This is a genomic window from Polyangiaceae bacterium, from assembly GCA_020633235.1.
Taxonomy (GTDB): domain Bacteria; phylum Myxococcota_A; class Polyangia; order Polyangiales; family Polyangiaceae; genus JACKEA01.
In genome coordinates this window covers 668,851-683,113 of the sequence record JACKEA010000004.1, presented here as the reverse complement: position 1 = coordinate 683,113, position 14,263 = coordinate 668,851, and the positions used below count along the sequence as shown (strand labels likewise).

Below are 14,263 nucleotides of genomic sequence, written 5' to 3'. Positions count from 1 at the left end.
TCAGCTCTCGGGAGCCAGCTCCGCGTCGCCGTGAATGGCGAGGTAGTCCTGGCGCACGCCGCCGCAATCCTTCCGCAGCGCGCAGCCCGCGCAGCCGGGCAGGTAGTGCCCGCCCTCGATGGGCGACTCTTCCAAGAAGAAGCCGTAGCCGCCGGGGTTTTGCACCCACAGACGGAGGTCCGCCGCGTGAAACGCCGCGCGCCGGTGGCTCTTCGGGATGGTGCAGGGCGGCGTGTGCAGCGAGCTGATGAAATCCGCGGGGCGCTCCGGGTGCTCGTCCAGTGCTTGGACGATGAAGGGCATCACGTCGGAGATGCGCGGCACCTGCTGGCTCAGGTCTCGATCGCCCTGATCCGTCGCCGAAAAGAGCCACACGTTGAAGCGCGCGAGCCCGGCTTCGGCGTACTGCCGGACCATGTCCGGAAGCTCCGCCATGTTGGAGCGGTACACCAAGATGTCCCCCTCCAGGCTCAGCGCGTGGCGCCGCGCTTCCGCCATGCCCTTCAGCATCAGCTCGTGGCAGCGGGGCGTGCGCGTGAGGCGATCGTGCGTTTCCGCGCGCGCGCCCTTGATCGCGAAGTTCACCTCCGTGACGCCCGCTGACACCAAGCGTTCCGTAAACTCCGGATACGCCAGCAGCATGCCGTTCGTCTGCAGCTTGACGCGCTGGTAGCCGAGCTCTCGGGCGCGTCGCACCGTCGCGACCAAATCCTTCCGTAACGTAGGCTCCCCACCGCCGAGCCACAGACTCGTGGCCCCGCGCTCCCGCGCCGTGACGAGCGCCGCCGCGATCTCCCGCGACGACATACTCGGCCCGCCGTCGTCCAGCACCGAGAAGCAACCGATGCAGCGATTGTTGCAGCGATAATCCGCGCTGATCTCGAGCCAGTGAAGGGGACGCGCCACGTCGGAAGCAGTGTTGAACGCGCGCTTCGTGCTGTCCAGCGGGGACGTTTCCGCGGCGAGCCAACAACAAGAAGACGATCAAGAGTGGGCGGCTCTCCCACCTGTTTTCGGGCGCACGCCCGTTCCCGATGTCATAGTGAGCGCCCCTTGCTGCGCTTCTTCTCGATCGTGATTTGTTTCGTGGTGCTGGGCTGCGGAGAGCGCCCGTTGGAACCGCGGGATCCGACCCCCGGCGTTCCGCACTACGTGTTCAAATCCTACAATGTCGAGTCCCACCAGGAGAACGACACGCCGACGGTAGAGGCCGTGGGCGCGGGCAACGCGGACATCGTGGCGCTGCAAGAGGTGACGCCGGAGTGGGAAACGGTGCTCCGCGCGCGCTACGCCGAGCAGTATCCGCATCAGCTGTATCAGTCCAAGCCGGGGGCCGCCGGTCTCGCGGTGCTCGCCAAGTTCCCGGTGCGCGATGGCGGCTGGCACCCGGGCGCCGGCTCGGAGTGGCCGCCGGGGTGGCACGTGTTGGTGGACACGCCGAGCGGCACGCTGCAGCTCCTGGACGTGCACTTGCGCTCGGCCCACACCGGCAACGGCAACGTCGTCAGCTCCTACCTGAAGACGAACCAGGACCACGCCCACCAGATGGCCCTGTTCTACGAGGACTGCGGGGAGGACTACCCGACGCTCGTGATGGGGGATTTCAACGAGGAAACCAGCGGCGGCGGCGTGAAGTTCCTCGAGTCCCACGGCTTCCGCAACGCGCTGCCGCTGTACCACCCGGGGCAGTACACCTGGCGCCACAAGTCCGTGGCGAACCAGTTCACCCAGACGCTGGATCACATCCTGTTCGACTATCGCTTCGAGCCGCTGAATGCCTGGGTGCAGCGCATCGGCAACTCGGATCACATCCCGGTGCTCGCCCACCTGGAAGCCGCCGAGCCGTGGAAGCCCCTACCCCTGCCGCAGCCGCAGTCCCGTGACGGAGAGCTGCTCGTCGATCACGTGTGGTGATCAGAAGCTGAGCCCGAGCTCGGCGGACAGACGCCGGACCCTGGTGCTCGACTGATAGGGCCCGTAGTGGGAGTCGAGGTGGCTGTCGTTTCTGAGCTCGCTCGCCTCGAAGCGGGCCGAAACCGGTGAGCCCTGGGGCTCGAGCTCGAGGCGCGCGCTGAGCTCGGTCATCGCTTCAGTGCCGTGCGTCGGGCGCCGGATCTCCTCTTGCAGGCGATCGAAGTGGTCGATGGTGGTGTAGCGGCCGTGCTCTGCGGAAGCGCCGATCACCACGTCGCCGAACCGAAGCGACGCGAAGGCTTCGCCGGAAATGCCGAAGGAGTGGGCGTAGCCGTGGCGCTTGAGGGTGGCCCGGGTGCCGAGGACTCCGTTCTCTTCGGCGTAGCGCTGGTACGACGCCGAGGTGATGGACGCGAAGTCGGGCGAAACGCGGGCGCCGATCTCGGCAACGACGCCTCCCTGACGCAACCATAGGGTGGCCACCGGGTGGGGCAAGTGCACCATGCCGTAGTGCTGTCGGAGATCGAGCTCGCGACGATCCACGTAGCGAAGGCCGCTGGCGAGGGCGACCTCCGTGGCGGTGCCCAAACCGGAACCGATGTTCTGCGCGTAGTAGCCGGCCAGGTGCGAGTGAAAGCGAACGTCACCGGCTTCTCCCCCATTGCCTCCGCCGATTCGCAGCTTCACCGATGCAAAGTTTCCGTTGGAAAACCAACGGTGGAAGCGACCCGGTCGCAAGAACCCGGGCATGGCGGCAATCCAGAGCTCACCCCGGCCGACGATCATCTCGCCCCGACGATCTCCGTCGAACAGCGCCTCCTGCCCCAAGCGCAGATGAAACTCGTGAGCATAGGCGGTAGAGAGCCCCAGCGCGTCCCGCTCCACGGCGTACGGCGACGGCGGCGTGTCCATTTCGTCGTGCACGTTCCGGGGCAGCCCCAACGTGAGGCCGGCAAAGTCTCGCGTCACCGATCCCGCCGTACCCCGCACCTCGGTGCGCACCGCGGGCTGCTCGCTGTTCACGTAGTCGCCAATCAAGTGCATCGTCTCGCCCGCGGCCATTCCGCCGAAGGGCGTCACGATCAGATCGTTGATGCTGATGACCTCCAGCCACTCGAGCACGGTCTCGTACAGCACGGACGACGCCACAGCCGTGGCAAAGGACGGAGCGATACCGAAGCCATTCGTGCGCGTCATCAGGTAGTGCACGCCACCCGCGGTGGAGTGCAGCATGTAGTTCGTGCGCAACAGGTTGTCGTCGAATCGCAACGCGTTGTGCGACGTGACCTTGGCCGCGAAGTTCGGGAACTGCCAGTCCACCACGCTGGTGTTCGGCTCGTACCAGTAGATCCCGAGCTCCAGGAGCAGCATGGCGCCGTTTTCCACGCCGGCGCGCAGGTAGTTGGGCTGGTAGCGATCCGAACCGAACCAGGCTTCGTACACGTCGCTCTGGCGAACGCGCAGGCCTTGCGTGGTCACGAAGTAGTCGTCCTCGGATTGCGCGAATGCCGTGGCCGGAAACGCGCCCAGCGCAATGATCGCGGGCAAGATCTTGCCCATGCGTCCGAGAGTTCGGGCGCCGATATGTCCGATAGTCGAACGAACGCGGCGCACGCTTCATCGGGGGTGCACCGGCTGTGCCACCCGGCACGCGGCTTGAATGCGATCCACTCGTGACGGACCGACTTCTACTGGCAGCCGCGCTGTTCTCGGTGTGCGCCTGTGGTCCGATCGCGAGCTTCCGCCCCGCGTCCGGTCTGATGCCGGACCGGAGCCTGGAGGTCGGCGCCGGCATCGCCAAGGTCACGCGCCGCCCTTACGTGGACGAGCCGTCCGCCAGCGCAGGACAAGTATGGGTCTCCGGCGAAGTGGCTCACCGCCGCATCGGGCTCACCGCCATTGCGCCCTTCGACGACGACGCCGCCGGCTTCGGCGGTGCGCTGCGGGTGAACGCGCTGCGCACCGATCGCCTGGCCATCGGCAACGAGGTGGAGCTCGGCTACGCGTGGTTCGGCCTGTCGTTACCCGTCGCCGTACGCCTCTTCGATCAGAGCCACGTGTACACCGCGCCGCGCCTGTTCAACTGGAGCCGCGATCTGGCCTTCGGCATTCCCGTCGGCGCCAGCTTCCGCCTGTACGACGGCTTCATCCTGCGCGCGGAGTGGCAACGCAGCTGGCAGGACTTCAAGTACTACAACCGCCGCGATCACTACGGCGCTGCCCTGGCCTTGCAGTTCTGAAGGTTTGTCGCTGCGGCGCGAGCCCCGTCACTGCCCCGCGGTGAGGATGTCGCTCGTCGGTGCGCCGCCGGGCGCGTCCGCCGCGGGGCTGCAGGTGCTCACGAGCAGCGGCAGCGCCAACATGGACGCCAGGGCGAACACCAAGAGCACGTGCACCACCGAGCGCTTCTGTTCCATGCCCCGCTGGCGTGCGCCCGAAACCCGGGCCTCGCAAGGCGGTTCACCATCTCGTTACACGGCTGCCACGGAGCGATCCCGAACGTCACCGACGTGTCTCGGCTACACTGCGGAGTGTGACCATCGGGACCATCACCGCCCGGGCGGGCGCGACGCTCGAGGGCGACGCGCCGGAGCGACTCCGCGTGGTGGGCGCGGAGCGACTTTCCCGCGACGACTTTGCGGAGCTCGTGGTGCGCGGCAGGGCCGCGGGGGTTCGCACGGTGACGGTGGTGCCCAGCGGCGCGCCCCTCGACCCGCGCGCCTTGGCGGACGGTGGTGCAGACGAGATCGAGATCGTGGCGTACACCACCGTGCCCGGCGAGCACGATGCGATCACGCGCCGGCGCGACTCCCACGCCGCGCTGCTCGCCACCATGACGCGCATTGCCGAGACGCCCCTCGGCGTCCGCGTCGTGATTCCGCTGCTCTCGCGCCGCGTGCAAGATCTCGCCGCGCTGGTCGTGGATTGCCTGGCCCGCTGTCCCCGCGCCGTGGCCGTGGAGCTGACGCTGCCCGCGACGTTTCCGCGGCGCACCGACATCCTGATGCCCGAACCGATGGAGGCGTTGCGAGAGCGGATTGCTGCCTCCGCGCAGGCGGCGAAGGAGCGCGGCGTGCCGCTCACCACCCGCGGCATTGCCTTCTGCCTGTTGCCCGCGTCGCAGCGGCGCTCTGCGGAATCCACGGCGCGGGGACCCGACGACGTGATGGCCGAGGGCTGCGGGCGCTGCCTGCGGCAGGGCGAGTGCCGCGGCGTGCCCCGCTACTACGCCGATGCCTACGGCCTCGACGCGCTCACGCCGCTGGAAGAGCTGGAAGACGGCGTCGGCATCGATCCCGCGGCCCACCCCGAGCCTACGCGCGGTCCCATCGCGCCGCGGGATGCGAGTCGCTTTCGCGTGGTGCTCGTGAACCTGTGCGAGGCCACCTGGGGCTACGGCCCCGGCGCCGCGGAGTACTTGCGGGCGGAGCTCCTCGCGCGGCTCGGTGAGCGCGTGGACGTGGAGATCTTGTTCCTGGTGAACCAGAGCGCGGACGCCGCCGCGGACGCCATCTGGGAGATGGAGCCGGATGTGGTCGGCTTCTCTTGCTACAGCTGGAACCTGGCGGACAGCGGCGCGGTGAGCCGGCGGCTGAAGGCACGCGGCGCACGCTTTCCGATCGTGTGGGGCGGCGTGTCCTTCGCGTTCCTCGATCGCGATGCGAGCTGGTTCAGCTGGTGGGACGCGGTGGACGCCGTGGCCCGGGGCTCCGGAGAAAGCACGCTGGTGCAGCTGGTGGAGCGCTTGCTCGCGGGACCGCGGCGCATCGACCACGTGCTGCCGGGCCTGTTGCTGCCCCGTGCAGGCGGGGTGGAGGTGGGACCACCGGCGATTCCGCCGAGTCGGCTGGACGATCTGGCGTCCCCCTACCTGAGCGGCACGGTGTATCAGGTCGCGCGACCCACCATCGAGATGGCGCGTGGCTGTCAGTTCCAGTGCGCGTTCTGCAGCGACGCCAAGGACAGCCGCGAAGGGCGCATGGTGGCCCACTCCGTGGAACGCATCGCACAGGAGATTTCCGCCGTCACCCGTTGGCCCGGCGCCAGCTGGATCGACGCGGGTGCCAGCACGGCGAACGTCACGGATGCCGTGTTCGAGGACGTGTGCGCGGCGATCCGCCAGGGCGATCCGGAGGGGCGTTTGCGCTACGGCTTCCAGCTGTATCCGGCCCTGGCGCGCCCGGCGCAGCGCGAGGCCCTGCGCGGCGTGAACGTGGGCGCGCTGCACTTTGGCGTGCAGTCGTTGACGCCGGCCACCTTCGGCGCCATTCGTCGAGGCACGCGGCTTTCCCACGTGGAGCGCGCGCTGAGCGTGTTCGAGGGCGTGGGCCCGCTGGAGCTGAGCTTGATCCTGGGATTGCCGGGCGAAACCTTCGACAGCTTTCGGCAGGTCTTCGACGAGCTGGTGCGCTTTTCGGAGCTGCGTCTGGTGGTCAATCGACTGCTGGTGCTGCCGGGCACCCAGCTGCACCTGCATCGCCGCGCCCTGGGCCTCGAGATCGAAGAAGAGCGCTACTACCGCATTCGCTCCACCCCCAGCATGAGCGCCCGGGATCTACGCCGCGCTCAGGACTACGTGATCGATCGCGCCTGCGCACTGCCGGATCTGGTGAAGGACGGCGAGGCGCGCGTGCGCTGGGTGAACTTCGACGCCCAGCGGAGCTTTGCCGCTCCCGCGGAGTACGGCGCGAGCTTCCTGCCGGCGTGAGCTCACTCTCCGAACACGCGCACGACGCGGAACTGCTCCGGCAAGCCCCGCACGGCAGCGACCACCGTCGCTCCGGAGCGCTTCCAGAATGCCGCCAGGGACTCCCCGGCCACGGTGTCCTCGCTGCGGATGGCGCGGCCCAAGGCGCGCAGGTGCGGCTCCAGCGCCGGCTGGGCGATGGCGTCGTTGTCGTAGCGCGGCGCCAAGCAATTCACGTCGAAGCTCGGCGTGCGAAACAGGCTGGGGGCCGCCGGATCCTTCGGCTCGATCAGCAGGTACAGCTGCGCCGGCTTCTCGCTGCCGTCGTCGAAGGCGATCTGAAAGCACACGAAGCCGAGCTGCTCCGGAAGCACCAAGTTGCCGTCGTCCACGTCCGGAGCGCTGCCGGTGAGGGCCCGCTCCCGCCGCGCGCGGGTGGCTTCTTCGCGGCTGTCGAAAGCGAGGTTTCGCACCAGACCGCTGGTGAGGATCAAGAACGCCTTCTGCGGTTTCAGCTCCGTGTCCGGTCGCATCAAGATGCGCTTGGACTCCCAGAAGTAGTCATCCTGAGACAGCGTCTGCTGGTAGTAGAAGCGCACCATGCGGAGCAAGTCGCCGAACAGCTCACGGTGGTGCTTGGAGTATTTCGAGAGCGCGTCCGCCTCGGGCTTGTCGCCGTTGACGATGTCCACCACCGTGCGCGCCGCGTGCCGCCCCGCATGCATCGCGAGGAACACGCCGGTGGAAAGCACCGGATCGATGAAGCCGGAGGAATCCCCCGCCATCAACCAGCCGGGCCCGGTGACGTTCGCCACGCGATAGCTCCAGTCTCGCTGGGTGCGCACCGGCGTCACGCGCTTCGCGCCTTGTCCCAACACCTTGGAGAACGCTTCACTGGCGGCCACGGTTTCGTCGAACGCAGCCGTGCGCTGGCTCTCTTTGCCTTCGCCGTCGTCCAGCCGCACGATGCCCACCGACGCCTTGCCGCCCCCGAAGGGAAACAGCCACAGCCAGTGGCGCTTCTCGGCCACGAACAGCGCCTGGTTCTCCCGCGGCGGCGGAAGCGTACCGGCGCCTTCGTAGTGGGCCCAGGACGCCTGGTGCCGCAGGCCGTCCATCACGCTGCGGGTCTTGAGGTTCCGGGCGATGAGCGCCGCCTGTCCGCTGGCGTCGATCACGTAGCGAGCGTGGGAAAACTCGTCCTCTTCCGAACCGCGCTTGCGGTGCCGAACGCCCACCAGCCGGTCCCCATCCCAAAGCAGCTCCCGCGCCAGCGTCCGCTGCTGGACCTCCGCCCCCGCGCGCTCCGCCGCCTTGTGCAAGATGGCGTCGAACTCCGCGCGGTTCACCAGCCACGCGTGGTCGTACGTGTCCGTATCCGCGAACCACAGGTCCCACTCCGGCGTGGTGCCCCAGTTCCAATGCGTGGTGCCCGTCTTCGGGTTGAAGCCGTGGGCCTCCACGTCCGCGAGCGCGTCAATCTCCGCCAAGATCGGAACGATGCCCGGTAATAGGCTTTCCCCCACGTGGGGCCGCGGATGTTCGTCCGCTTCCAGTACCCGCACGCGAAGCCCCGCCCTGGCAGCGATGGCTGCGGCGGTGCTGCCAGCGGGTCCCCCACCAATGACGAGGAGGTCGAGCTCGGGCGTCGGCATGAAGCCGGAGCGTACCAGCATTTTCCCCGACGTTTGCAGCCGGAAAAATGCCGTTCGAGAGTTTGTTGGTCCGCCGCGGAAGCCCGCGCCGAGGCGCCACTGTGCAGCTCGCCGACGGCAGCGGCGGGCTGAGTTCATGGGGGTGCGCCCCGCGGCGTGGCCGCGGCGGACCGGCAAACCCTCAGACAGGCTCGAGCGTGCGGTACCCGTGGGCGCGGACGTAGTTGATGTGCACGCCCCGGCACTGGGAGTCGTAGCGGCAGCCGTGGCAGCGGCGGCTCTTGGTGCGATACCCGGCGGCGATGTAGCGCTCGGTGTAATGACCCATGTCGAGCCGCGCGTCCGGGCCCAGCATGGAGGCGTCGAGCGTGGAGACGGGTGGCTCGGGCTCGCGCCCGCCGATGCACGCGGGAATGTTCACGGTGCGCACGTGGGCGGGCATCTTCTGGCACAGCGCGCGCAGGTCGACGTCGTGCTCGAGGTTCTCCGTCACCCGTGCGTAGTCCGGCTGCGCGAGGATCAGACCTTGGGGCACCGGGCTCAGCGCCGCGAGGACGGGCTCCGTGCTGGCACACACCTGGGCGACGATGGCGAATGGCCGCGGCGTTTCCAGCAGGCGCGACAGCTCCTGGCCGTCGCGGGTGATGCAACGGACGACGTCGTTTCGCTGCTCCACGCCGGCAAAGCTCTCGAGCTCGAGCCACAGCGCGTTCGCTCCGGCGCGGTCGATGAGCGGCGCGGCGTCCGCCAAGTCCTTGGCCACCACGTGAGCGATCTCGGCGCGCGGCAAGCTGCCGCTTTCGGGCGCTGGGTGCGCCATCCGCAGCACGTGGACCTCCGTCTGGGAGCGGTCGTCGATGGCGGCGTCCAGACCGTCGCACAGATCTTGGAGGTAGCAGTGCTTGCAGCGCTCCGGCTCCCGACAGCGGAGCTTCTCCCCGAGGGCGAGGTAGCGGTCGAACTCCTCCCGACGACCGCGCACCTCGTCCGTCATCTTGTACGGATCTTGGATCAGCTCTTCGAAGCCCTCGGTGTAGGGCGGCGGAAAGCGATTGAGCCAGATGTGGATGTCGGGGCGTCGCGAATACTCCATCGCTTTCCGGAGCGACTCCTCGTTGCCTTCCAGGTCGTAGAACAGGTGATCCCGCGCGTCGGTCCAGGCGTTGCCGAAGGGGATCACGTGCAACAAGTCGAACTCCTGCACGCCCCAGGAGATGAACGTCTCCAGCATCTGTGGCAGGTGCTTCACGTTCTGCTTGTTGATGACGATGTCCACGTTCACGATGAAACGCCCGCTGTCGAGCGCCGCCCGCAGGCCCCGCACCTCTTCTTCGAAGGCGCCCGGAGTGCCCACCAGGCGGTCGTGGAGCTTGGGCGTGTGCCCGTGCAGGCTGAAAGTGATCTCGTGCAGGCCGTTGTCCGCCGCGCGCTGGAGGAAGTCCGGGTACGCGAACATGCGCCCGTTGGTCACCGTCTGGATCTTCGGGTAGCCGGCCCGGGCGCCCAGCTTCACGAAGTCCAGGAAGTTGGGATGCATGGTGGGCTCGCCACCGGACAGGATCAGCCGCGTGGCACCCTTCTTTCGGCCTTCTATGATCTGCACCTTGATGTCCAGGTTCGCCCGCATGGTGCCGTCGTGGGCGTTGGAATCCAGACAGAACACGCAGTGGTTGTTGCAGTCGTAGGACAGCCGCACCCAGTTGCGCTTCTCGTGGGCCGCGCTCTCGTGGCTCTGGATCTTGTCGTCCGCGCTGGTGAGCGTCCCCGGCGCCACGGCGTCGTGCTCCCACGCGGTCACGCGCCCTCCTTCTGGTAGCGCAGGAGCCACAGCGTGCTGCTCTCCGGAGTGACGTCTCGCCGCTCCAAGAGCCGCAGCGAAAGCGTTGCGAGACGCGCGTGCATCTGCTCCGCGCTGTCGTTGCGATAGTGCTCGAACTCGGCGGGGCCCTGCTCCGCGCGGCGCGCCTGCTCTTCCGTACGGACCAGGGCGAAGGCTTCGTCGTCGGCGACCACCAGAGTGCCGCCGGGGCTGAGGAGCTCCGCCAAGCGCGCGAACGCCGCCTCGGGGTCCGGCAAGTGATTCGCGCTGCGGATCACCAGCACGTGGTCGAAGCGACCGTCCACGTGATGCAGGTCCGCCACCACGCGCGCCCGCGGCATGCGCGACGCGAGCACCCGTGCGCGCTCCGCATCGGGCTCGACGGCAACCAGCTGCACGCGCTCCCGGTCGAGCTCCGCGGCGTAAGGCCCCTCGCCGGCGCCCACGTCCAGCACCGCGCCGGAGAGCTCCCGCACGATCTCGCGCAGGCGCGCGTCGTCCCGCGAGAAGACGTCCCCGCTCTTGCCCGCGAAGCAGTGGCCGCAGCCGGCAAAACGCGGACACCCGACGCAGTCCGGATCCAACGAGAGCTTCACGAGATCTCGGCGAAAGTCGTCCGGTGCGAGCTTCTTGCTGCCGTCCAGGTACAGCTGCGTCGCCTTGACGCGGGCGATCTCCGCGTCGTCGAAGTCCCGCGTGCGGGTCTCACACAGCCGCATGCGGTCCCGCAGCCGGAGCCACAGCTGTCGTCCACTCCGCTCCGCCGCAGGCTCCGCCACGAGCGGACACCCGCCCCCCGCTCCGCGCGGCACGTCCCGCACGGGCACGAAGTGAAAGGAGTTCGGCCTCGGTACGCTCACGGACACCCAGGATACTTCCCGAACAACGATCGAGCCACCGCGGCGGTACCTCAACGACGGGCTCATCGGAGCCGCCGGCCGTTCTCTGTTGGTGCACCGCGGAAACGGGGGACCTCCGAAAAATGCTCACCACGGTGATCATTTCGGAGACATGGCCGACCATCCCCTCCGAATGATCACGAATCTGAGCAAATTGTGGCAGTACGTCGGAACGCGACGGGCGTCGCGCCGGGCCAACAAAGAAAGACGTCAGCGCTTGGGCTCGTGGAAGGTGACGGTGATGGGCTCCGGTGTGCTGCCGTCGCGGGAGAAGCTCCACACCACGCGCTGGCCCGCCGCCCACACGTTCTTGCCCGAGCCGCGAATGGTGCTGACGGAGCCCTCGTCGCTGGGATCGGCCAAAACCTTCTCGAAGCGCTGGCCCACGAGTCGATACGGCTCGTAGCCCGAGATGAGCCACACTTCGTCGCCGACCCACAGGTCGTTGCTCTCCTTTGCGGGCACCGACAGCTGCTCGACGAAGGTCTTGCCGCTCTGCCGCCACAGACTCTTGCCGGCGGCCCACACGGTTCCGTCGGCGCCAACGGCGACGCGGGAGAGCTGGTCGTCGGCGATGACGTGCTCCACCCAGCCCTTGGAGGTGCGCTCCATGACGAAGCCGCGATCGAAGGTTCCACCGCGATAGGCGCGGCCGGCGACCCACACTCCGCCGCGGGTATCGGTCGCGATGGAGTAGAACGTGGTGACCGCGTCGTTCTGTCGTGTGGGGAGCACGCAGCCCAGCTCCCTCACCCACTTGTTCTTCGCCAGGCGGTAGACCCCGCACTCGGGGGCGCCGTGCCAGTCGTCCCCCAACGCCAGCGCGAAGACGTCGTTGCCCGCTCGTACCAGCACGTCGGGACTCGACTCGTGCACGCTGGCGGAGGGGAAGCGCGTGGGGACCGTGCGCCACGCGGAGCCGTCGAAATGCACGGGATCGATCATCCAGATGGTGTTCGGATCCAGACCGCAACGGCGATCCCCGGTGGTCCATACGTCGTCGTCGGCCCGCGCGAGGATGGTGTCGAAGAAGTAGGTCGCGGGGCAGCTGCCTTTGACGCCGGCGATGTCGAACTTCACGGTCTCCGAGGGGGCGCGGTAGTCGTGGAAGCGGCCGGCGGCGTCGATGCGACCACGGAGGCCGCAGCTGCCGGCGATCCACACGCTGCCGTTCTGGAGCACCGAGGGCGGCGCCATCAGCGGCATGCAATCCACGCCGTCTTCGTACTCGGTGCGTAGGCGCACCACGAAGCGCTCCTCCGCAGGCGCTTCTGGCGGCGGGGGCGCAGAGCTTTCAACGGCCGTGGGGACCGGAACGGCAGCAGCGGGAGGCAGCGGCGCTTTTGCCGACGGCGATGGCGCGGGCGTGCAGGCGACCAGCAGCAGCGCGCTACACGCTGCCCGCACGGCCTTCCTCCACCGTCGCGCCCAGGGCGTAGTTCTCGAGCTCCCGCGCGATGGTCGTCTCGTCGTGCTCCGAGGTGCTCGTGAGCTCCACGATGAACACCCCCGGCTCACGCCGGAGCTCCGCCTTGGCAAAGCCCTCGAAGGCCTTGACCGCCGCGTCTATCGCGCGACCCGAGTACAGCTCTTCCAAGAAGCGAAGCTCGATCACTTCTTCTCGCTCTTCTTCTTGTACTTCTCTTCCCAGCTCATGGCGATGCCGAGCGGATCTTCGAAGGCCGTCTCTTCATCGATGTCCATGGCCAGGAGATCGTCCAAGCCGGGCGGGCCGGCGGCGCCGGAGAGCGCCTGGGTGGTCACCTGCTCGATGAGCTGGCGGTTCTCTTCCACGATCTGCCGGCGCCAGGCTTGGCCCAGAAGCTCGTTCTCGAACTCGCCCGCCATGTCGTCGAGAGACACCGTGGAACCGGGCTTGGGCGCGAGGCGCACGGAGATGCGACCCTGGCTCGGACGATCCAACTTCACGTAGCAGCGATCGATGAAGATGTACGCGGCGCCGTAGATGGCGTCCTTCGGATACAAGTCTTCGTCGAGCTCGATGACGAGGCCGTCTTCCGTAACGGAGCGATCGAGCTGAGGCATCGTGGGCGTAATATCAGACTCCGGCGGCGCTGTCGTCCTCGGCGCGGCCCCTGCCCGCGAACCACTGACGCGCGCTTTCGGCGCCGGTGTCCGCCCCGGTGACGACGGACAAGCCGAGCTGCCGCGCACGGCGGATGGCGGCTTCCAGGTAGGGAGCGACGAGCTCACGATTGGGCAGCACGGAGGCGGCATTCAGCGCAGCGCTGCCCACGGCTTCCGCCGCGGCGAGGTGCAGGCCGCGCGCCCCCAAGGTGTGCGCCACGTGAGCAATCTCCGGCAGATGGCGGTAGTTGGAGCGCGTGATCACCACCGTGATGCCGAAGGCAATGCCCGCCGCGCGCGCGCGCCGGAGCCCCGCGACGGTCTGCCGAAAGCTGCCTTCTACCGTGGTGTGGTAGTCGTGCATCGCCTCCGTGGAGCCGGCCATGGACACGTCCAAGGCGTCCACGCCGGCGGCGGCCAGCTCCTTCGCGTAGCCCTGAACGGCCAGGCGCCGCGCGTTGGTCTGCACCACCACTGAAGCGGCGCCGTGCTCCTTTGCCTGCCTCACCCAGGACGACAGCTCGTCGAACAGCGTGGGCTCACCCCCGACGAAGGCGACGCGATCCCCCTCGGCCACTTCCGACAGCTCCGAAGCGAGCTTGGGGTTCTGCGGCAGCCGCTCCCGCAGGTTGCCAGGAGCACAGAACACGCAGTGGTTGTTGCAGGTGAAGCCGACCTCGATACGCCGCACGTCACTCCACGTGACGGCGCACGGCACGGGCCGCCACGCACTGCCGCAGGGTGCGATAGCCGCTTCGATCCACCGTGGTCTCGTTGCCACGGATCACGTCCGCCACGGCCATGGCCGCGAGGCCCTGATTCTCCACGGTGCTGAGTGCGCCGTTGCCGTTGTTGGCGACGTACACCGAGAAGTGCTCCGTGACGCCGGGCCCCTGATGCGCGCCGGCTTCGCGATCACGCGCGCAGATGTCGAGCTGGAACGCATCGCCGCCGCGCTGGCTACGCAGCACCAGGCTGGTGCTGCCCTCGCTGAGAGGATGGATTTCCTCGATCATCCAGCGGCCGAGCTGGGAGCCCGCGGTGAGCGGCGAAAGCAGGCTCTCGGAAGTGCGCAGCGGCTCGGGCGCGGCACTCGCGGAGACTGGCAGGGTCAGCGCTGCAGCGCCCACGCCCAGGGCTCCCAAGACTCCGCGACGGCTCACTCCACGCTCTGCCATGTCGGAAGAATATCGCGACGACC

The 14,263-nt window shown here is 68.2% G+C and carries 14 protein-coding genes; 3 read left to right on the top strand and 11 right to left on the bottom strand.

Translation table 11 applies throughout. From position 1 onward, the window contains the following. Positions 1-906 (bottom strand): radical SAM protein, encoded by a 906-nt coding sequence (locus H6717_24490; GenBank protein ID MCB9580210.1) that lies wholly within the window; start codon positions 904-906, stop codon positions 1-3. A 147-nt stretch (positions 907-1,053) separates the two neighbouring features. Between H6717_24490 and H6717_24485 the strand changes: the two genes are divergently transcribed. Beyond that, positions 1,054-1,914, top strand: a complete 861-nt coding sequence (locus H6717_24485) for an endonuclease/exonuclease/phosphatase family protein (GenBank protein ID MCB9580209.1) — start codon at positions 1,054-1,056, stop codon at positions 1,912-1,914. Here the strand turns inward: H6717_24485 and H6717_24480 are convergent, their stop codons facing one another. After that, on the bottom strand, positions 1,915-3,474 hold the full coding sequence (locus H6717_24480; protein ID MCB9580208.1) for a DUF3943 domain-containing protein: 1,560 nt from the start codon (positions 3,472-3,474) through the stop codon (positions 1,915-1,917). Between the two features lie 113 nt (positions 3,475-3,587). Between H6717_24480 and H6717_24475 the strand changes: the two genes are divergently transcribed. Then, complete coding sequence (locus H6717_24475; GenBank protein MCB9580207.1) at positions 3,588-4,154, top strand: hypothetical protein; 567 nt, start codon at positions 3,588-3,590, stop codon at positions 4,152-4,154. Positions 4,155-4,181: 27 nt separating this feature from the next. On the opposite strand, the gene H6717_24470 is transcribed toward H6717_24475, so the two are convergent. Further along, the gene (locus tag H6717_24470; protein ID MCB9580206.1) at positions 4,182-4,331 is read right to left on the bottom strand and encodes a hypothetical protein; all 150 of its coding nucleotides are present in this window, start codon (positions 4,329-4,331) and stop codon (positions 4,182-4,184) included. Positions 4,332-4,447: 116 nt separating this feature from the next. On the opposite strand from H6717_24470, the gene H6717_24465 reads away from it, so the two are divergent. Further along, complete coding sequence (locus tag H6717_24465; GenBank protein ID MCB9580205.1) at positions 4,448-6,622, top strand: cobalamin B12-binding domain-containing protein; 2,175 nt, start codon at positions 4,448-4,450, stop codon at positions 6,620-6,622. Between the two features lie 2 nt (positions 6,623-6,624). On the opposite strand, the gene H6717_24460 is transcribed toward H6717_24465, so the two are convergent. From H6717_24460 to H6717_24425, 8 genes are all read right to left on the bottom strand, one after another. Further along, a complete protein-coding gene (locus H6717_24460) occupies positions 6,625-8,256 on the bottom strand; it encodes a tryptophan 7-halogenase (protein MCB9580204.1) in 1,632 nt (543 codons plus the stop codon). Between the two features lie 181 nt (positions 8,257-8,437). Then, the gene (locus H6717_24455) at positions 8,438-10,030 is read right to left on the bottom strand and encodes a radical SAM protein (GenBank protein MCB9580203.1); all 1,593 of its coding nucleotides are present in this window, start codon (positions 10,028-10,030) and stop codon (positions 8,438-8,440) included. 20 nt (positions 10,031-10,050) lie between these two features. Continuing rightward, positions 10,051-10,935: a class I SAM-dependent methyltransferase gene (locus H6717_24450; protein MCB9580202.1), complete on the bottom strand. Its 885-nt coding sequence runs from the start codon at positions 10,933-10,935 to the stop codon at positions 10,051-10,053. 249 nt (positions 10,936-11,184) lie between these two features. Then, entirely contained in the window at positions 11,185-12,381 is a 1,197-nt protein-coding gene (locus H6717_24445) for a hypothetical protein (protein ID MCB9580201.1), read from the bottom strand. Beyond that, positions 12,365-12,589 carry a hypothetical protein gene (locus H6717_24440; protein MCB9580200.1) on the bottom strand — a complete coding sequence of 75 codons (225 nt, stop codon included), beginning with the start codon at positions 12,587-12,589 and terminating at the stop codon, positions 12,365-12,367. The genes H6717_24445 and H6717_24440 overlap by 17 nt, the downstream gene beginning before the upstream one ends. Next, on the bottom strand, positions 12,586-13,020 hold the full coding sequence (hxsD, locus tag H6717_24435; GenBank protein MCB9580199.1) for a His-Xaa-Ser system protein HxsD: 435 nt from the start codon (positions 13,018-13,020) through the stop codon (positions 12,586-12,588). Before hxsD ends, H6717_24440 begins: the two co-directional genes overlap by 4 nt. A 13-nt stretch (positions 13,021-13,033) precedes the next feature. Beyond that, positions 13,034-13,753, bottom strand: a complete 720-nt coding sequence (locus tag H6717_24430) for a radical SAM protein (GenBank protein ID MCB9580198.1) — start codon at positions 13,751-13,753, stop codon at positions 13,034-13,036. A gap of 1 nt (position 13,754) precedes the next feature. After that, the gene (locus tag H6717_24425; protein ID MCB9580197.1) at positions 13,755-14,240 is read right to left on the bottom strand and encodes a hypothetical protein; all 486 of its coding nucleotides are present in this window, start codon (positions 14,238-14,240) and stop codon (positions 13,755-13,757) included. Positions 14,241-14,263 lie beyond the last annotated feature (23 nt).